Origin of the sequence: Thermonema lapsum (genome assembly GCF_011761635.1) — a bacterium.
GTDB classification, from domain to species: Bacteria; Bacteroidota; Bacteroidia; order Cytophagales; family Thermonemataceae; genus Thermonema; species Thermonema lapsum.
In genome coordinates this window covers 331,354-349,845 of record NZ_JAASRN010000002.1, presented here as the reverse complement: position 1 = coordinate 349,845, position 18,492 = coordinate 331,354, and the positions used below count along the sequence as shown (strand labels likewise).

The following is an 18,492-nucleotide window of genomic DNA, read 5'->3' as shown; positions in this document are numbered from 1 at the left end:
TGTTCAAAATTTTGTCTTTATTGTCAATGTTTGTTTCCAATTTTTTGAGCCGCTGAGCGGGCTTTGGTGGTAGTGCGTCTGCTTTTTTATTTTTGACTCTTGCAGGATACATGTATGACCCTAAAAAAACACACACAGTTGTGCAAACCATAGATGTCAAAATAGAACCTTCTTGGAAAGAGGTACTCAAAGAAGAATTCAGCAAGCCCTATTTTCATGATTTGGTGCAATTTGTAAAAGAAGAATATCAAAAACATACGGTATATCCGCCCGGCAGACAGATATTTCGGGCTTTTGAAGTCTGTCCTTTCCATCATACCAAGGTGGTCATCATAGGGCAAGACCCCTACCATGGACCGGGACAAGCGCATGGTTTGGCGTTTTCGGTCAACGATGGGGTGCCCATCCCGCCTTCATTGCACAATATATTTGCCGAAGTGCAGGAAGACGTGGGGACGCCGCCGCCTGCCTCGGGCAATCTGGAGCGCTGGGCGCGGCAGGGCGTTTTGTTGCTCAATGCCATCTTGACGGTGCGGGCGCGTGAAGCCGGTTCACATCGCGGCAAAGGATGGGAACAATTTACCGATGCAGCTATACGGGCACTTTCACAGCAAAAAGAACATCTGGTATTTCTGTTGTGGGGGCGCTATGCCCAAGAAAAAGGCAAGGTGATAGACTCAACCAAGCATTTGGTACTGGAGGCGCCACATCCTTCGCCCTTGGCACGGGGCTTTCGGGGATGTCGCCATTTCAGCAAAGCCAATGCCTATTTGCAAGCACACGGAAAGGAAGCGATTGTTTGGTGAAAACCTTTCATTTGCCATTCTGTTTGTGTTTATCTTGTTATGTAGAATTTTAAAAAAAGATAACAATGGAAAATGTGGTTCTTTATGAAGTGTCGGAGCGCGTTGCCTATATCACCTTGAACCGCCCCGACAAACGCAATGCCTTGAATGATGAGATAGTAGAGGCGTTGCACGACGCTTTCCGCCGTGCCGAAGCAGACGGACAAGTGAAAGTGGTGGTTTTGCGTGCAAAAGGAAGCGTCTTTTGTGCAGGTGCCGACCTTGCCTATTTACAGCAATTGCAAAAAAACAATTACGAAGAAAATTTGGCGGACTCCTCGCGCCTGAAAGAGTTGTTTCATAAGATTTACACACTGAAGAAAGTGGTCATTGCTCAAATACAGGGACATGCCATTGCCGGTGGCTGCGGTTTGGTTACGGTCTGTGATGTTGCTTTTGCCGTGCCCGAAGCCAAGTTCGGATATACCGAGGTGAAAATAGGTTTTATTCCGGCTATCGTTTCCTTGTTCCTGTTGCGCAAGATAGGAGAGGGACGGGCAAAAGAGCTGCTGCTGTCGGGGCGTCTGATTGACGCCGAAGAAGCTTTGAGCATAGGGCTGGTGCACCGGCTTGTGGAAGCAGACCGTCTCGAAGCCGAAGTAAAAGCCTATGCTGCACAGTTGTGTGCCCAAAACTCGGCGTCTTCGATGGAACTGAGCAAGCGCATCATTGCCGAAATACAGGAACGTACCCTCGAGCAGGGTTTGCAGTATGCCGCACAAATGAATGCTATGGCACGCGAAACCGAAGATTGCCGCCGCGGCATTGCTGCTTTTCTTGAAAAAAAAACTTTGGAGTGGTAGTCTTCAAATAGCCACTTGGGCTTTCGCATGCAAAATCGTAGATTTGGAGTTTGTTTGTAAAATGCCTAAATTTCAACTCGTTACAAGACAAATTGAATGGAAGCAAATAAAATAGATGCACGTTGGTTGGAACCGCTGAAAACCGGAGAAAAAGCGTGGATTTTTCATCCCGAGTTTGAGCCGGAAGATGACGGGCTCTACGCCCATGTGCTTTTTTTGCGGTATGATGGAGAAGGCAAACAATGGCTTTGTGATGCTGTGATTCATACTTTGGCTACCCTCTACCACTATGAGCTGCACGAAGAAGCCGGCATGCGCTTGAAAGCCCTCTTGCCTGCTTGGCAAGGATGGGAAACAGTGCATGAGCTGCCCGAAGCCATGCAAGCCAAAGCGCAGGCACTGTATGAAGAGATAGTGCAGGAGCTTATCGAGGAAGGAGAAGTGAAAGTGCAGGAAACTGTGGAAGTTTATCGTGATGAAGAGAACTGCTTGGAAGAAATCGACGTATACTTAAATAAGGAAGCTATCGATGCCTCTACCATCAATTGGTTTGTGAAGGCATATCAGAAACAGTCGGTATCCTTGGACCCCGACTTTTATAGCTTCGAAGAGGAAATAGAATAAAACGAAGCAGTTTATGTGGAAATTTAGGCATATTCGTTCCAAGTTATGGCTAAGTGCGTCGCTGCTCTTGCTTTTGGGCATGGCAGTGGGGGGTGCTGCCTTCTTCTATGTGCGATATATTGCACAATATGACAATTACCGTAGCGAAAGCGAGCAGTTGAATGCACAGGTGCACAGGGCTTATGCACTCTTGCAAACCTTTTTAGAAGTAGAGCAGCGCAACGAACACTACATGGAGACCGGCAAAAGCCGTGTGCTTTTTGAATACGAAAAGGTAAAGCAAGAAGGCAACCAATTGCTTGCCCGCTTGGCTCAACAAGAGGGGGTGTATCATGAGCGTATGGCAGTAGAGTTGGGCGTGGATTCTCTGCTGGAAAGAATGACCAAAGAGTGGCGAGCGTTTGACAAGACCTTTGTACGCTTGCAGGAACGCGTCAAAGAAAGGGGGTATGTTGCAAGTGGTGCGATGGGGCAAATGCATATTGCCGCACGTAAGCTCAACTTGATTTTGAAAAAGCAGGACACCCTTGCTTTGCCACTTTTTGAAAAGATGCGCCGCTATGAAAAAGACTTCTTCTTGAAGAAAGACGCCCGTTTGATACGCAGGGTGGAAAAAGCAGCACAGGAGTTGGAAGCCGCTCTTCCAGCATCTATGAGCCCGGTGTTGCGCCTTACTGTTAAAGACCACCTCAACGACTATTTGCAGGCTTTCAATAGGGTTGTGGCTTTGGAAAAACAAATAGGGCTGAACGAAGACAGCGGTTTGCGTGCCGAAGCCAAGCAACATATGATACAACTACATAATGACAGCCGTTTGCTTGCCGAAAGCACGGCTCGTCATATAGATACCTTGTGGTGGCGTGCCAAACTTATTTTTGCCTCTGTTCTGTTGATACTCTTGCTGGTGGGGGTTGGCGTGGCGCTCTATCAGCACTATGCTGTGGCGCGTCCTATCGGTCGTCTCAACAAGCTCACCACCGCTGTTACAGAAAACATCAACAACGAAGAAGCCGCGCAAGCACTGGCTGAATTTGACGATGAAACCGAAGTAGGCGATATAGCCAGAAATTTCAGCGTTATGGTTACCAAGCTGAAAGCAAGCGTGGAAGAAACCAAAACGCGCGACGAAAAACTGGCAGAATACATACGGGAAGAAGCCAAGCGCAAATGGGCTGCCGAAGGCTTGGCTATCTTTGGCGAGATATTGCGTTCCAATTACAACGACCTCGAGCGTCAGTCGTATGAAATCATTTCTACTTTGGTAGAGTATACCGAATGTCAGATGGGCGCCCTCTTCATTGTAGAAGACGATGAGGAGCCGCCTTACCTGGAGCTCAAAGCCAGCTATGCCTACGGACGCCCCAAATACCTCAAGAAAAAAGTGGCTTGGGGAGAAGGCATCGTAGGGGCGGCTTGGCGCGAAGGGGATAAAATAAGTCTGACCGACATCCCCGAGGATTATCCCAAAGTAATTACCGGCTCGTTGATTGAAGGCAAACCCAAGCATGTACTGGTCGTACCGCTGCAAAGTGATACCACCGGCATCGTAGGGGTGATAGAGTTGGCATCGATTCGTTTGATAGAAGAAGATAAGATTGATTTTATAGAGCGTTTGTCGAGTCGTATTGCTTCCACCATAGCCGCAGTGCGTGCCAACGAGCGCAACGCCAAACTGCTGGAAGCTTCGCGCAAATACGCCGAAGAGCTCAAGAACAAAGAGAAGGAGCTGGAAGTGAAGGTACAACAATACGACCAATGGATACGCGAGCTCGAGAAAAAGCTCAATGCCATTGCCGAAGAAGCGCATATTTACCGCAGCATCATCAATCGTATCTACGAGGGCATCATTTTGACCAACGAGCGTTTCATCATTACCAAAGTGAACCGCTATGTGTTGAAGCGCTTTGGCTACCGCCGCACAGAGCTGGAAGGACAACCCGTAGATATTCTCATAGAAACCAATTACAACAACATCATAGACCTGCGGCATCGTCGTTTTCAGCTGAATTACAAGTCCTTTACTCAAAATGTTACGGGCAAAGTGATTGATTCGGAAGGCAAGATGCATCCTGTACAGATGATGGCAGGCAAGCTGGAAATCGATACGAAAATAGTGTATGTTTTCTTGTTCAATGAAGTGCCTGTGGGCGAAGAAGAAAATATAAACATCACCTTTATTGATGACGACAGCACCGATAACGATGATGCCATTCGCATATGAGCTTTTTTACTGGCTCTTTACCAAAAACGCAGAGTAAGAAACATCTACTCTGCGTTTTATTATTAAATTTGTGAGCTCATTAAACGTAAAGCCATAACAGACAAGAATTCTATGGAGTTAAAAGAAATTGCTTGCGTAACCGGAAAACCCGGGCTTTACCGTGTGTTGAAGCCCATGCGTAATGGTATTTTGGTGGAAAGCCTTGATGCCCAAAAGAAGAAATTGCCTTTGGGGGCATCTGCCAAGGTAGCTATTTTACAAGAGATTACTTTCTACACCGATGACGCTGAAGGAGCTTATCCTTTGGTAGAGGTTCTTTATACCATGAAAGAGAAATACGGAGCACAACTGCCTGTGCATCACAAAGAAAGCAGTGACGAAGAAGTAATGGCTTTCTTTGCCGAGGTGCTGCCGCAGTATAGCCGCGAGCGTGTCTTTGCTTCCGACGTGCGCAAGTTGCTGAAATGGTACGAAATACTCTTGAAAGAAGTTCCTTCGGTGTTGGAGCGCCCGAAACAAGAAAGTGCCCAAGAAGAAGAGAACTCAGAGGAAAACGAAGAAAAGCCCAAGCGCAAGCGCAGCACCAACAAGGCAAAGGCTGCTAAAGCGGACGAACCCGCAGCAGAAGAAGCGTTAGCCGAAGAAGCACAGCCCAAGAAAAAAGCTACCCGCAAACGCACTGTAAAAAATAAATCGGAAGGAAACGAAGAATAAAACGGCATTAAAAACAGAAAGACAAAAGGAAGGACTACCCCTTCCTTTTGTTGTGCCTGTAAAACAGAAGACCAGCTTTGAAAGAACAAAGCCTTCTGCTCAATACCATATTAAGTGGCTGACACTGGCGATTTGAATCGAGCGACAAAGCTTTTACACAGTGCCGGAAAGTCTTTTTCTTGTGCCCCGTCGAGTGCTTCGATGAAAGCCGAACCCACAATGGCACCTTGCGTATAGCGGCAAGCCAGTTCAAAACCGGCTTTGTCTTTGATGCCAAAGCCCACCATCGTAGGCGATTTCAGTCCCATAGAAGCGACTCGTTGCAAATAGGCTTGGGTTTGGCTTTGGGCGGCGTCTTTGGTGCCAGTAGTGCTGGCACTCGATACTAAGTAAATGAAAGCCGTGCTTAACTCATCTATTTTGCGTATGCGTGCTTCGGGGGTTTGGGGAGTAACCAAAAAAACCGCTGCCAAGTGATGTTTTTCAAACAGCGTTTTGAACTCGCGCTCATACTCATCAAGGGGCAGGTCGGGTAAAATCAGTCCGTCAATGCCTACTTTTTCGCAATCGGCACAAAAACGCTCTATACCATACTGCATGACGGGGTTAAGATATCCCATCAATAAAACAGGCAGCTGTATGTGCTCACGCATGCCGGCAAGCTGTTCAAATAGCAGGGCTATGGTCATACCATTGTTGAGTGCGCGGGTGCTGCTGGCTTGTATTATTGGACCGTCGGCTAAGGGGTCGGAAAAAGGCATGCCTATCTCTATCATATCTGCCCCTGCGTGTTGCAGGGCATCTAACAGCGGGCGGGTACTGTTCAGTGTCGGATAACCGGCTGTAAAATATACATTCAGCAAGTTGCCTTGCTTTTTTAAAAACACTTCTTTCAGGCGATTCATAGCTGTGTTGATGTTTTGGTTTATTTTTTCAAAAAGCGTTGCAGTTGTTTTTGAAGGCTCAAACACATATCTCTTAGTTCCTCGCTTTGTGTGGTAGGCATGGGCACCTCGCGGCTGACGAACAGCACTACCTGCCACACCTCGAATAACTCGCGTAAGTTGAAACGCATGCCTTCCCATTCGCCATCCAGCATGAGCAGGTATCCTTTGTCGCGCAGTCGGTTTTCTATGCGTCCGTAAATCAAGCCATGGCGCTGCGTAAGCAGCAGACAGGGGCTTTGGTCTTGTAGTCGGTACCAGTTGCGTACATACTCGCCCACAAACAATGCGTTCTTAAAGCCCATCTCTTCGGTGCTTTCAAAGGCACGGTATTGCTTGCCCCTGTCCAGCAGGCTGATTTGTATTTTGGGTAGCGCCTGTACAAAGTCGTTGTCATCGAAATAGGCGAGATAGTCGGGCAGCTGACGGCTGCGCACCAGCGGTATGTCGGCAGAGGTGCTGACCGGACTCTCTTTGAACAGCTCGTCTAAGGTAGGATAACGCTCGCTGTGGCTTTTAGAAGAAGGCTTGTTTCTTTTCTCAAAAGGCGGGTTGTCTTCTTCCGGCTCGTCGTCAAACAAATATTTACTGCTGTGCTCTTTATTTGCACGCTTGGCAGAGGGGGCGCTGCTGCTGTGGAATTCGTCTTCATCACTGTCTTCTTCTATCCATTGCGCTTCATCCTCTGCTTCTGTAGGCTCTTCTTCTTCATCTTCTTCAAAAAGAGGAGTAGTAGGCGTATCCTCTTTGGGGATGCCTTCGGGCACCACACTTGCCGCATGTTTCACTTTTGCCAAATCTATGGTGATGAGCTCATCCACACTGATGTCAAAAAGACGGGCAAAGCGCACCAGATTCTTTAAGTTGGGCGCTGCACGCCCGTCTTCATAAGCTGCCAGCAGTGAGCGCTTGATGCCTATGGCTTGAGCAAGACGCTCTTGGGTATAGCCATGCAGACGGCGTAAGTAGCGTATGTTTTGACTTACTAAGGTCATCATCTTAACAGGTCTTTCACAAATATAACCAGACAGGCGACTTTTTGAAAATGCTGCCGCAAAGAAATGTCGACTTGTGTACTTTTAGTAAAAAAAAACACATCGTAAGTATTGATTCTTTTTTTTTTTTTGCTTTGCATGTCGGTTGTTGATAAAGGAAAGCTTTCCGCTGCGCAGTTCAACGACCATTTCCGTTTCCCGGAAAGGGCACCTGTCCCATGGTGTGAATGGGGATGATAATTGTAATTTAAACCACTAGAAGAAGATGAAAAAGGTACGTCTAAATCATGTAGTAACTTTCTTAGTAGTAATTTTGGGCAGCATGTTTTTGCTGTATGCATGCAATCAACAAGAGCACGTTGCACCGGCTGACTCGCCAGATGCCTCTGCTATGCAAATAGCGGAAGTGTTGGAAACACTGGGCGAGAGCAAAGTGATGTTCATTGGCTTCCAACAAGGCAAACCGCAATACGCAATAGAAGAAGATGGCTTTGTGGTTGGTTTTGCACTGGCTGAGTTGGAAAGCCAGGCAGAGGAAGGAAAGGCAGTATGTAGAGATAGGAATGCTATCGATTTTGCCCTGTGTGTGAAAAAATATATAGAAAAAACAGGTGGTTGCGTAACTATTGGGTATGTGGGTGGAACATGGGTAGCAGTGACTATCGCTTGTCCACCTGAGTTGGCAGATTAAAAACCGAAATAGTCGATAGCCCCCTAAGGTTTAGCATGTCTTAGGGGGCTGCTTGTAGAACAGCAAGAGGTGTTTGGTTTTGAGTGGCTGCTGTGGTCGGTGCATTCAGTGAAGCGGGGGCACCGCCTGGCGAGCGGAACGAGTGATGTGCTTTGTGCTTTGCTGTTCGCATGGTTTTTTTATTTTGACACATCTAAAAGCAAAGGAAGACGCCCTGCGCAGGGCAGCTTCAAAGTGAAATATGCTTTTTGCTCCAGAGTTTTATACGTAGCTACAAAAACAAGCACTTTCATAATTTGTGTGGTAATGTTTCTGTTGAAGCGAAATGATTGCATAATCAAGAACATAAACAGGGTGAAAGGCAGCATTTGCCTTTCAGCGCTCTTTTGCTTTTATGCGTTGGTAGGGCAGGCGCAGCAGCTGGTTCTGGAAGGGTGGGTGCGCGACAGCCTGCAACGCCCCGTAGCTTCGGCTTTTGTGTCTTTGGTCGATAGTAGCTTACAGCTGCATGCTCAGCAAGTTACAGACGAGAAGGGGTATTTCCGTATGGCGGGCAACTATCCGCTGCCTGCCATTTTGATTATAGAGGCACTGGGCTTCCAAGAAAAACGCCTCAACATTGACAAACAGGAAACTTCGCTGCTTCGTCTGGGTAATATCGTGTTGCAGCCTTTTGAGATGAACATAGAGCAGGTAGTCATCAAAGGGCAGCGATATGAAATCAAAGAAAATGGCGACAGCACCATCTACAAAGCAGATGACTTCTTGCAAGGCAACGAACGCAATGTGGAAGATGCCTTGAAGCGCTTGCCCGGGGTAGAAGTAAATAAAGATGGGGTCATTTACTTTCGTGGTAAGAGGGTATCGAAGGTGATGCTCGAAGACGACGACCTCACCGGTTCAAACTATAGCCTGCTTACTCGCAATCTATCTGCCGATTTGTTAGAGGAGTTTCACTTCGTGGACCACTACGAAGACAATCCTGCGCTGCGTGGCTTGAAGAAAAGCAACGAGCTGATTTTGAACTTAAAAGTAAAGAAGAACCGTTTTAGCAAGTTCATAGGCTCTGTCAGCCTTGCCTCTGGTGCCGAGCTGAGTGGTGAGTCAGGCACTTGGTATCGCGAACTGTCTTCTTCTTTGCTATACCTATGGGCGAAAGGTCAAAGCCCCGAAGAAGTCAAAGAAAAACAGCGGGTGAATAAGCTGGTGAGCCTGAACAAGCACAACAACACGGGTGATGACCTGATGGGGCGTTACAGTTTTGACCCTTTTGGCGGCAACCCCTTTCACTTTGGAGATGTGCGCAATGGCTATCTCAACGATTTCTATCTTCAATTGCCGGGAGCCATGCAGCAGCAACGCAGCTTGTTCAACAACGGCTTGAAGTCATTGAATACACTGATATTCCGCCCTATGGAACAATGGAAGACTACGGCTACTGTGCTGTATTACGAAGACCGGGTGCGGCAGGCTTACAGCGAAAATTATCGTTACGAGACGGGCGGAGTTGCCTTTACGCGTGCTTATGAGCGTGCCGAGCAGCTGCAAGAATGGATGGGAGGGCTACGCCTGAGACAGTTTATAGAGTTAAGTCAATCGGCGAATGTAGAATTGAATAATGTGTGGCAATACGACAACCGCCCTTTTTCTCAAAACAACCGCACGTTTATAGATGCGGTGCTGAGCGACCGCCTGCTGCAAGCACAACGGCGATACTATTTCGCACAGGACCATGAAATAAAGTTTATCAAGCGGTGGAGTGGGCAGCATGCCTGGGTGGTCTCTGCTTACTATCATGCCGATTCCTTGCGTGAGGCATTGAACGCCGATATGTTAACAGACCGTTATTCTGCTTTTTTTTCTTTGAACTTCCCTGCCAATGGCTTACAACAAGAGGTGAACAGTTATTTTGAACGTTGGGGGGCGCACTTGCAGGGAGTGTATCGCCTAAGCCCACGCAGCTACTGGGAGTATGCCCTGCATTATGCGGGGCGACAGGAGCGCCTGCAGGGAAGCACCATCGTAGGCGGCAACAACAATGAGCAGTTTGTGCCTGAGGGTTTCGGTAGCCCGCAGCGCTTAAAAGTGCAAGAGGGGGGCGTATCTTTACAGCACCATTACGCCCTTACCAAACCCTTACTTTGGGTAAGTAACTTGCACCTTAGCTATGCAGACGTAACGCGCAGGCAGGCAGATGCAGCAGAAAATCCTTCGTATTGGTTGGTTAACGCTACCACCGGACTCACATATGAGAAAAAAGAGAAGGAGACGGCTTCTACTTGGTCGCTTACTTACAACTACAGCACCCGCTTGCCCGATTTGCGTACGGTGCACAACATGCTTTTTTTTCAAAACTTCGACCGTATCAACACCGGAGCCGATAGCTTGGTAGTTCTGCAAAGCCACAATGTACAGCTTGGTTTCAGGCTTAACCATAGCTTTGCTTCTTCCTTGCAGTGGGAGGTGTACTATACCCATAATGTCCCGGCGACTTCTATCCGCTTTCGATTGGCACCACTGCTCGATTACACTCAAAGCTTCTGGGTAGGCAACATCAGCACACTGGGGCAAAGCGTCGCATGGGATTTCCCCTTGTTCTTTATTTATTCTAAAATACAGCTGCGACTCGATGCATCACGCACAAGCAGCTTGAACGAAGGCATAGGCGTGGGGGAGCGGCGGTTCGTGGTGAACACATGGCAGCCGGTTGCTAAAATAGAATCCCGCTTTTTTGGATGGTTTAACTATACTTTGAGCGTGGCGATGATACAAAATCTTACTTCGGTGGAAGAAGCAACCAATCGTCTCTCTTTTGAAAACCGATACTTCGATACCCGTTTGAATTTTTCTCTGCGCTTTTGGGAACAGCGCCTTCAGTGGAGTATTAAAAACCAGCTGCTTTATTTGCCCGCTCAGAGGCAAACCTATCATTTCCTCGATACAGAGCTTTCGGTCGATTGGCACCATAAGAGACGTTTCCCTATATTCATACGAGCCTATAACCTCACCAACCAACAGCTGTTTCAAATCAATAACTCAAACGATGTGTCGAACAGCACGCAAAACTTTGCTTTGCTGCCACGCTATGTGCTGCTGGGGTGTCGTTTGTCTTGGTAAACAAAGAAAAGTGCTACCTTAAATTCAGAAAAGATATGAATGCAAAACAAAAAACAATCTTGTATTGGTGTAGTCTTTGGTTTTGTTTCCTTTGCACTACTGCCCGTGCACAGCTCACACATGTCCGCTATTTGGTAATTGAAGACTGGCGGTGGAAAGACAGCCTGCATTTTCCCGAAGCTACACAGAAAAATGCGTGGTATGCAGACTTGTATTTTGACCAAAACGCTTCGTTTTATGTGGAAAAAGCCGAGCCTGCTTCCGAAGAGGAGACTATGCAGTGGATAATCAAACAAATGGAAGGAGCATCTGATGAAGGCAAAGTGACTATCAACGCTCAAAATATGCCGTTTCGTTTGGATGCATGGGAGTACTACTTTTACAATGAATGCCATGGCGGGAATGAAGCTTGGGAGTGGGTGGCAAGTAGTTCTATGGGCTATCAAGAAAATTGCGATGCCTTGAAAATAGAGTGGGCACCTCAGCCGGCAGAAAAGCGCAACATATCGGGTGTCGATTGTAAGAAGGCAACGGGGACTTTCCGGGGACGGCAATATGTAGTATGGTATGCACCTTCCATACCTTATGCCTATGGTCCATGGAAGCTTAGGGGGCTTCCGGGCTTGGTATTGGAAGCGTACGAGCAGAATAGACGCTTGGTCTTTCAATTGGTGGGGGTCGAATACCTGCAAGAGGCGCAGTTGAAAGAAAGGGTGGCACAGGTTAAGCAAAAAATAAAGCATGCTTCATATTACGCGACGCGTAAAGATTTTTTGAAAAAGCGGATAGAAGAGGAAAACCGCAAACGGAGGATGGTGAAAGAGGCTTCTTCGCCCTTTACCTTGCAAGAAGCTTCCAAAGTGTGGCGGGAGCTTGATTATTGGAAGTAGCCTTCAGTGTTTTCTGTGTTGAAAAGGAGCGCAAGTTTTATTGTGCTCCTTTTCAATATCCTGCTCGATTTTCTTGCTGCCTTTTAGCACCTTGTGCCTGACATGACCAAGTCGCTCGCTCTTGGATTGGGCGCTCTTGAGAATATGCTTGCATGGGCTGATTTTTTGAAAATTGAAATAAAAATGCTTTGGCTGTAATGTTGGGGGTGTCTAAGCTTCAAAATACTGTGAAGCCCTATGTTTTTCAAGTGCTTGGTTTAAGTTCATCAGGGTATTGTACTCTTCTTTTGTTTTGCTTTAAGGTCAAAAAAGCGTAGGTGCGACCTGACCAAAAAGACTTCTATGCTGCCTGCTTATATAACTTCGACGGTTTGCCCTTGACCGCCGGTGTGCAGCTTGCTGCATCCGGCTTTTTGTTTACCCAATTGGTAGTGCCCCGAAATGCTTTTATATTTGTGTGCCAAAACCATTCAACAAACATGTATTCAGGAAAGAAAGTAGCTGTTGTTTTGCCTGCTTACAACGCAGCCCGTACTTTAGAAAGAACCTATCGGGAAATCCCTTTCGATATTGTCGATGAAGTGATATTGGTCGATGACGCCAGCTCGGACGATACCTTTGATTTGGCACGCAAGCTGGGTATTCGTCATGTGATACGGCACGAGCAGAATAAAGGCTATGGCGGTAACCAAAAGACCTGCTATAAAACCGCCCTTGAGCTGGGTGCCGACATTGTAGTAATGCTGCATCCCGATTATCAATACACGCCCAAGCTGATTACTGCCATGGTGTCTATCATAGGCGAGGAGGTGTATCCGGTAGTATTTGCGTCGCGTATTTTGGGCAAAGGAGCTTTGAAGGGCGGCATGCCTGTGTATAAATACATAGCCAACCGTGCGCTTACGCTCTTTCAGAACTTATTGCTGAACCAAAAGCTGTCGGAATACCACACGGGCTACCGGGCATTCTCGGCACAGGTGCTGCGCAGCATCGACTTCGAACAAAACTCTGACGATTTCATTTTTGACAACGAAATCATAGCACAGATATTCAACGCGGGTTATGAAATCGCCGAAGTAACCTGCCCCACGCGCTATTTTGAAGAGGCTTCTTCTATCAATTTCAAGCGGAGCGTGATTTATGGTTTGGGTGTGTTGCGCGTGTCGTTGCGTTATCGCTTGCATCGTTGGGGTATATGGTCTTGGAAACTGCTTCAAAACAACCCATCCACAACAAAACAAAAGCCATGATAAAGCGCATCTTCGATAAAGACTATCCCTACCATTGGCTCATCTTGATGCTTTCCGGGATGGTCTTTTTCTTTCCCTTCTTGGGGAAAGTACACCTGTTCGACTGGGACGAAATTAACTTTGCCGAGTCGGCGCGGGAAATGCTGGTTACAGGCAATTATACGCGTGTACAAATCAACTTTGAACCTTTTTGGGAAAAGCCGCCCTTTTTCTTTTGGTTGCAGGTGCTCAGTATGAAGGTCTTTGGCGTGAACGAATGGGCAGCCCGCTTTCCCAATGCCGTTTTTGGGGTGATTACCTTGCTTACTTTTTATTTCATTGGCAAACGCCACTATGACGGTCGCTTTGGTTTTATCTGGGGCTTGTGTTACTTGGGCTCTTTTTTGCCGCATTTCTACTTTAAGTCAGCCATCATAGACCCCGTGTTCAACTATTTTATTTTTTTGGGAGTATATGGGCTGGCGCGTGCCGTGGCGGCTTACAAAACGCCCTTCGCTTTGAAGTGGGCTACGGTGGCAGGAGCATTTACCGGCATGGCTATCCTTACCAAAGGACCTGTGGGGTTGTTGATGGTAGGGCTTAGTTTCTTGGTTTTTTGGGCGTGGCATGGTTTTCGTCGCGTAGCACGTTTCATAGATGTATTCGCCTTTGCCTTTGCTGCTTTTGTTACTTCCTTTGCTTGGTACGGGCTGGAGTTGATTCAGCACGGCACTTGGTTCATCGAAGAGTTTATTCGCTATCACATACGCCTGCTGACCACCCCCGATGCAGGGCATGAACAGCCCTTTTTCTATCATTTTGTGGTTGTATTCTTGGGCTGTTTCCCTATGTCTGTGTTGGCACTGCCCGCTTTTGGCAAGCAAGAACAGCACCCCGACCCCTTGCATCTGCGCCGTTGGATGTTGGGGCTCTTTTGGGTGGTCATGATTGTATTTACTTTGGTGAAAACCAAAATTGTGCATTATTCTTCACTTGCTTATTTCCCGCTTTCCTTTTTGGCAGCATATGTGGTCTATTGGCACATGGAAGAGCAAGCGCCCTTGCCTCTCTATGTGCGCCGGCTATTGCTGGTAGTAGGCACTGTGTTTGGGCTCTTGCTTACGGCATTGCCGCTTTTTGCTTATTTCAAGGAGTCGTTCTACGCTTTTATCAAAGACCCCTTTGCGGTGGCTTGTTTGCAGGTGGAGGTGCCCTGGGGGGGCTGGGAGTTCCTCATGGGCTTGCTTTATGTGGTGTTGGCATCGGTGGGTATCTACTGGATATGGCAACACCGCCTGCGTGCCGGCTTGCTGTGGCTTTGCTATGCTACGGCAGTGTGTCTGATGGGCTACTTGGTGGTAATAGTGCCCAAGATAGAAGCCTATTCTCAGCGACCGGCTATTGAGTTTTACAAAAGCCTGCAAGGAAAGGACGTGTATGTGCGCCCGGTAGGCTTTAAGAGCTATGCCCACTATTTCTATGCCCGCATGCAACCACAAGCCAATCCCAAAAGCAAAGACGAGTTGTGGTTGTTGCAGGCAGACATAGACAAGCCTGCTTACTTTGTGGTAAAAGCCAATCAAAAAGACCGCATGGCACCTTATGCCGATGTGAAACTAATAGGTGAAAAAGGCGGTTTTGCTTTTTTTGTTCGAGAACCTAAAAAATAAAGCGAAGGGATGTATTCACTGGTTCGCCGTTTGCTTTTCTTACTGCCTGCCGAGCAGGCACACCATTTTACCTTTGTCTGTTTGCGCCTGTTGATGCGTCTGCCCTTTGTCAAATCCTTGTGTAAGAGGCTTTTTGTGGTAGAAGACCCGCGTTTGGAACGTGCATATTGGGGCATTCGTTTTCGCAATCCCATAGGCTTGGCGGCAGGCTTCGATAAAAACGCCCTTCTGCTGGATGTATGGGAATACTTTGGTTTTGGTTTTGTAGAGATAGGCACCGTTACGCCACGCCCACAGGCGGGCAATCCCCGTCCCCGTCTTTTCCGCCTTGTGAGCGACCGAGCCCTCATCAACCGCATGGGCTTCAACAACGATGGGGTAGATGCCATCGTGGAGCGTCTGAAAAAACGTAAATCGAACATAGTAATAGGCGGCAACATAGGCAAAAACAAAAACACCCCCAACGAACGTGCTGCCGAAGACTACGTAATGTGCTTTGAAAAGCTTTTTGATTATGTAGATTACTTTGTGGTAAATGTGAGCTCGCCTAACACACCCAACCTGCGGGAACTACAAGAAAGAGAGCCCTTGAAACAACTCTTGGGGGAGCTACAGCGTCGCAATGTGGCTAAGCCGCAGCCTAAACCCATCTTATTGAAGATATCTCCTGACTTGAATGAAGAACAACTGAAAGATGTGATTGAGATAGTCAAACAAACGGGCATTGCCGGCATCATAGCCACCAACACCACCATTGACAGGCAAGGGCTGCGTACGCCACAAGAGGAAGTAGAGACCCTCGGGGCAGGAGGTTTAAGTGGCGCGCCTTTGAAAGGGCGCTCCTGTGAAGTGCTGCAGCTGCTACGAAAATATGCGGGCAATGGCTTTCCTATTGTTTCGGTGGGGGGGCTCATGGAACCCGCCGACGTATGCCGCCGCTTGCGTTCGGGTGCCGACCTTGTGCAGCTTTATACTGGCTTTGTTTATGCTGGTCCGGCTTTGGTGAAGCGTAGCCTCAAACAGCTGCTTCGTGAAGAAAATTGAAAGGATTTCGTTAAATTAGCTTTTGCAAAACATGCCTGCTTCTTGACGCTATGACTAAAAATACACCTAAGAATACCCCTAAAAACGAGCCGCTGCGCAAAGCCAAAAGGCGTATAGGATGGCTGAAAGACAGACGTTTGCAACTAACGCTTGGCTTTGCTTTATTTTTTGCTGCTTTTTATTTACTCTTGGCGTTTACGTCTTACTTGTTCACTGCCAAGGCAGACCAAAGCGTAGTGGAGGCAATCGACAACACCGGTGTTATTGAAGCTGGCGATGAAGTAGAAAACTGGCTGGGCATCTATGGGGCGCTGCTCTCTTACCGCTTTATCTTTCGTTGGATGGGGTTAGGCGCTTTTTTTCTCGTGCCTCTGCTGTTGCATACCGCTGTGGACCTGATATTCCGTGTGCGCCTGTTCGCCTTCAAACGTACATTCTTACTTTTTCTCTTTTTGGCTTTTTGGTTTAGCTATCTTTTAGGATACTTGGCAGTAACTCTGCCCGAGGGTAACTATTTTACTTTGATTGCCGGCGGTGTAGGCTACGAGTTGGCACGCTGGACTCACGCCCTCATCGGATGGGGCACCCCCTTATGGCTGGCACTCTGTTTTATTGTGTTTGCCATCTACTTCTGGAATATCACAAGCGTGGATTGGAAACGGTGGCGCATTGTGAAACGTATGGTTGATGCTCAAACCACGCACCCCGTGCCACCGCCAACCCCTTCTCTGAACGATAGTGAAGAGGAAGAGGAAGAAGAAGTCGATAAGGAGGAAGCAGAAGTGAGCCGCCTGCTTTATGAAGATGAAAAAAAGATAGAGGAGGAAATCGAAAAAATGGGCATTAAGCTGCTGCGTATTGGAGAAGAGGAAGAAGAGGAGCACGAAGAAAGCAACGAGATAAGTAACACAACCGATGCTCAAAGCCTCCGTGCGGTAGTAGATGAAGAAGATGATGATGATGCTAATAACAAAGAAGAGAGAGCAGACGAAGCTACATCTATTGCCCTCTCTGTTGATGAAACTCAGAAAAAGCAAGCTTCAAAAGATACGCCTCTTACTGTAGAGGTAGTCAATACTACAAAGGCGCCGTCTGTGTCATCGGTAGTGAATGATGTAGCCAGTGACATAGAGGACGAAGAAGCGGAAGCTGTACCGGCAGTAGGCAGCTTAGATTTCGCCTATGACCCTCGCCTGGAGCTGTCGCGCTATCAAATGCCGCCCACCTCTTTGCTCGATGCAGCACCTGCCGAAAGTGTGCAAGTAACACGCGAAGAGCTGGAAGCCAACAAAGACAAGATAGTGGAAACCCTCGGGCACTATGGCATCGGCATCGAGTCTATCAAGGCGACCATCGGTCCTACGGTTACGCTCTATGAGTTGGTGCCCAAAGCAGGGGTGCGTATTTCTAAAATCAAAAGTCTTGAAGACGACATTGCATTGAGTCTTTCTGCTTTGGGCATTCGCATCATTGCGCCCATCCCTGGTAAAGGAACCATAGGGATTGAAGTACCCAACAAAAAACGTGAGTTGGTGGCATTGCGCCCCATTTTAGAGAGCGAGCAATTCCGCAATACCAAATATGCCCTGCCCATTGCTTTTGGTAAAACCGTAACCAATGAGATATTCATGGTTGACCTTGCCAAGATGCCGCATCTGCTCATTGCAGGGGCGACAGGACAAGGTAAGTCGGTAGGCTTGAATGTAATTTTGGCTTCTTTGCTTTACAAAAAGCACCCTGCCGAATTGAAGTTTGTGCTGGTGGACCCCAAGAAGGTGGAGCTTACCTTATACAATAAAATAGAGCGCCATTTTCTTGCCAAACTGCCCAACGAGGAAGAAGCTATCATCACCGACACATCTAAGGTCATCAACACACTCTACTCGTTGTGTATCGAGATGGATACACGCTATGACCTGCTCAAGAAAGCAGGCTGCCGCAATATCAAAGAATACAATAAAAAATTTTTGGAGCGACGGCTCAACCCCGAAAATGGGCACCGTTTCATGCCCTATATCGTACTCATCATCGATGAGCTGGCAGATTTGATGATGACCGCAGGCAAAGAAGTAGAGCAGCCCATCGCCCGTTTGGCGCAGTTGGCACGTGCCATCGGCATTCACTTGGTGGTGGCTACCCAACGCCCCTCGGTCAACGTCATTACCGGCATCATCAAAGCCAATTTCCCGGCACGCCTTTCTTTCCGGGTAACATCCAAAGTGGACTCGCGCACCATCTTGGATACGGGTGGCGCCGAACAACTGGTTGGTATGGGGGATATGCTCTTTTCTATGGGAGCAGACTTGGTGCGTGTGCAGTGCGCCTTCATCGATACGCATGAAGTGGAAGCCCTTTGCAACTTTATTGGTGAGCAGAGAGGCTATGCTTCGGCTTACCTATTGCCTGAATACGTGGGCGAGTCGGGTGAAAACGAAGTCGGAGAGGTGGACTTGTCTGAACGCGATGCCTTCTTCGAAGAAGCAGCCCGTATTGTAGTGATGCACCAGCAAGGAAGCACTTCGCTTTTGCAGCGCCGCCTGAAAATAGGTTACAACCGTGCCGGGCGCATCATCGACCAACTCGAGCAAGCCGGCATTGTAGGACCCTTTGAAGGAAGCAAGGCGCGCGAGGTGCTCATCCCCGATGAGTATGCTTTGGAACAGTTATTGAATGAACTAAACAAAAAACATGCTTGACCTTGTAAA

At 47.8% G+C, this 18,492-nt stretch carries 15 protein-coding genes; 12 read left to right on the top strand and 3 right to left on the bottom strand.

The window, feature by feature from the left end; translation table 11 throughout:
• The first annotated feature begins 149 nt into the window (after positions 1 to 149).
• From ung to FHS56_RS06830, 5 genes are all read left to right on the top strand, one after another.
• Entirely contained in the window at positions 150 to 806 is a 657-nt protein-coding gene (gene ung, locus FHS56_RS06850; protein ID WP_166920164.1) for a uracil-DNA glycosylase, read from the top strand.
• Positions 807 to 871: 65 nt separating this feature from the next.
• Positions 872 to 1,648, top strand: coding sequence for an enoyl-CoA hydratase/isomerase family protein (locus tag FHS56_RS06845; protein WP_208409645.1), 777 nt, complete (start codon positions 872 to 874; stop codon positions 1,646 to 1,648).
• A 96-nt stretch (positions 1,649 to 1,744) separates the two neighbouring features.
• Complete coding sequence (locus FHS56_RS06840) at positions 1,745 to 2,272, top strand: hypothetical protein (protein WP_166919151.1); 528 nt, start codon at positions 1,745 to 1,747, stop codon at positions 2,270 to 2,272.
• 13 nt (positions 2,273 to 2,285) lie between these two features.
• On the top strand, positions 2,286 to 4,493 hold the full coding sequence (locus tag FHS56_RS06835; RefSeq protein WP_166919150.1) for a GAF domain-containing protein: 2,208 nt from the start codon (positions 2,286 to 2,288) through the stop codon (positions 4,491 to 4,493).
• A 111-nt stretch (positions 4,494 to 4,604) separates the two neighbouring features.
• Complete coding sequence (locus FHS56_RS06830) at positions 4,605 to 5,207, top strand: DUF5606 family protein (protein ID WP_166919149.1); 603 nt, start codon at positions 4,605 to 4,607, stop codon at positions 5,205 to 5,207.
• 110 nt (positions 5,208 to 5,317) lie between these two features.
• Here the strand turns inward: FHS56_RS06830 and trpA are convergent, their stop codons facing one another.
• On the bottom strand, positions 5,318 to 6,112 hold the full coding sequence (gene trpA, locus FHS56_RS06825; protein WP_166919148.1) for a tryptophan synthase subunit alpha: 795 nt from the start codon (positions 6,110 to 6,112) through the stop codon (positions 5,318 to 5,320).
• A 20-nt stretch (positions 6,113 to 6,132) separates the two neighbouring features.
• Positions 6,133 to 7,149 carry a helix-turn-helix transcriptional regulator gene (locus FHS56_RS06820; protein WP_243844176.1) on the bottom strand — a complete coding sequence of 339 codons (1,017 nt, stop codon included), beginning with the start codon at positions 7,147 to 7,149 and terminating at the stop codon, positions 6,133 to 6,135.
• 262 nt (positions 7,150 to 7,411) lie between these two features.
• Between FHS56_RS06820 and FHS56_RS06815 the strand changes: the two genes are divergently transcribed.
• Positions 7,412 to 7,837: a hypothetical protein gene (locus tag FHS56_RS06815; RefSeq protein WP_166919147.1), complete on the top strand. Its 426-nt coding sequence runs from the start codon at positions 7,412 to 7,414 to the stop codon at positions 7,835 to 7,837.
• A gap of 40 nt (positions 7,838 to 7,877) precedes the next feature.
• On the opposite strand, the gene FHS56_RS11990 is transcribed toward FHS56_RS06815, so the two are convergent.
• The gene (locus FHS56_RS11990) at positions 7,878 to 8,009 is read right to left on the bottom strand and encodes a hypothetical protein (RefSeq protein WP_262886445.1); all 132 of its coding nucleotides are present in this window, start codon (positions 8,007 to 8,009) and stop codon (positions 7,878 to 7,880) included.
• 182 nt (positions 8,010 to 8,191) lie between these two features.
• On the opposite strand from FHS56_RS11990, the gene FHS56_RS06810 reads away from it, so the two are divergent.
• The 6 genes from FHS56_RS06810 (at position 8,192) to FHS56_RS06785 (ending at position 18,483) form a co-directional block, all read left to right on the top strand.
• Complete coding sequence (locus FHS56_RS06810; RefSeq protein WP_166919146.1) at positions 8,192 to 10,954, top strand: carboxypeptidase-like regulatory domain-containing protein; 2,763 nt, start codon at positions 8,192 to 8,194, stop codon at positions 10,952 to 10,954.
• A gap of 35 nt (positions 10,955 to 10,989) precedes the next feature.
• A complete protein-coding gene (locus tag FHS56_RS06805; protein WP_166919145.1) occupies positions 10,990 to 11,844 on the top strand; it encodes a GLPGLI family protein in 855 nt (284 codons plus the stop codon).
• A gap of 479 nt (positions 11,845 to 12,323) precedes the next feature.
• Positions 12,324 to 13,094 (top strand): glycosyltransferase family 2 protein, encoded by a 771-nt coding sequence (locus tag FHS56_RS06800; RefSeq protein WP_166920158.1) that lies wholly within the window; start codon positions 12,324 to 12,326, stop codon positions 13,092 to 13,094.
• Positions 13,091 to 14,743: an ArnT family glycosyltransferase gene (locus FHS56_RS06795; RefSeq protein ID WP_166919144.1), complete on the top strand. Its 1,653-nt coding sequence runs from the start codon at positions 13,091 to 13,093 to the stop codon at positions 14,741 to 14,743. Before FHS56_RS06800 ends, FHS56_RS06795 begins: the two co-directional genes overlap by 4 nt.
• 9 nt (positions 14,744 to 14,752) lie before the next feature.
• Positions 14,753 to 15,787 carry a quinone-dependent dihydroorotate dehydrogenase gene (locus FHS56_RS06790; RefSeq protein WP_166919143.1) on the top strand — a complete coding sequence of 345 codons (1,035 nt, stop codon included), beginning with the start codon at positions 14,753 to 14,755 and terminating at the stop codon, positions 15,785 to 15,787.
• Between the two features lie 50 nt (positions 15,788 to 15,837).
• A complete protein-coding gene (locus FHS56_RS06785; RefSeq protein WP_166919142.1) occupies positions 15,838 to 18,483 on the top strand; it encodes an FtsK/SpoIIIE family DNA translocase in 2,646 nt (881 codons plus the stop codon).
• Positions 18,484 to 18,492 lie beyond the last annotated feature (9 nt).

What these genes read in the sequence shown, in the direction of transcription:
- FHS56_RS06795 (WP_166919144.1), top strand. Translation starts at nt 13,091, where the DNA reads ATGATAAAGCGCATCTTCGATAAAGACTATCCCTACCATTGGCTCATC.
- FHS56_RS06820 (WP_243844176.1), bottom strand. Translation starts at nt 7,149, where the DNA reads ATGATGACCTTAGTAAGTCAAAACATACGCTACTTACGCCGTCTGCAT.
- FHS56_RS06815 (WP_166919147.1), top strand. Translation starts at nt 7,412, where the DNA reads ATGAAAAAGGTACGTCTAAATCATGTAGTAACTTTCTTAGTAGTAATT.
- FHS56_RS06845 (WP_208409645.1), top strand. Translation starts at nt 872, where the DNA reads ATGGAAAATGTGGTTCTTTATGAAGTGTCGGAGCGCGTTGCCTATATC.
- FHS56_RS06800 (WP_166920158.1), top strand. Translation starts at nt 12,324, where the DNA reads ATGTATTCAGGAAAGAAAGTAGCTGTTGTTTTGCCTGCTTACAACGCA.
- trpA (WP_166919148.1), bottom strand. Translation starts at nt 6,112, where the DNA reads ATGAATCGCCTGAAAGAAGTGTTTTTAAAAAAGCAAGGCAACTTGCTG.
- FHS56_RS06840 (WP_166919151.1), top strand. Translation starts at nt 1,745, where the DNA reads ATGGAAGCAAATAAAATAGATGCACGTTGGTTGGAACCGCTGAAAACC.
- FHS56_RS06790 (WP_166919143.1), top strand. Translation starts at nt 14,753, where the DNA reads ATGTATTCACTGGTTCGCCGTTTGCTTTTCTTACTGCCTGCCGAGCAG.
- FHS56_RS06805 (WP_166919145.1), top strand. Translation starts at nt 10,990, where the DNA reads ATGAATGCAAAACAAAAAACAATCTTGTATTGGTGTAGTCTTTGGTTT.
- FHS56_RS06830 (WP_166919149.1), top strand. Translation starts at nt 4,605, where the DNA reads ATGGAGTTAAAAGAAATTGCTTGCGTAACCGGAAAACCCGGGCTTTAC.
- FHS56_RS06785 (WP_166919142.1), top strand. Translation starts at nt 15,838, where the DNA reads ATGACTAAAAATACACCTAAGAATACCCCTAAAAACGAGCCGCTGCGC.
- FHS56_RS06835 (WP_166919150.1), top strand. Translation starts at nt 2,286, where the DNA reads ATGTGGAAATTTAGGCATATTCGTTCCAAGTTATGGCTAAGTGCGTCG.
- FHS56_RS11990 (WP_262886445.1), bottom strand. Translation starts at nt 8,009, where the DNA reads ATGCGAACAGCAAAGCACAAAGCACATCACTCGTTCCGCTCGCCAGGC.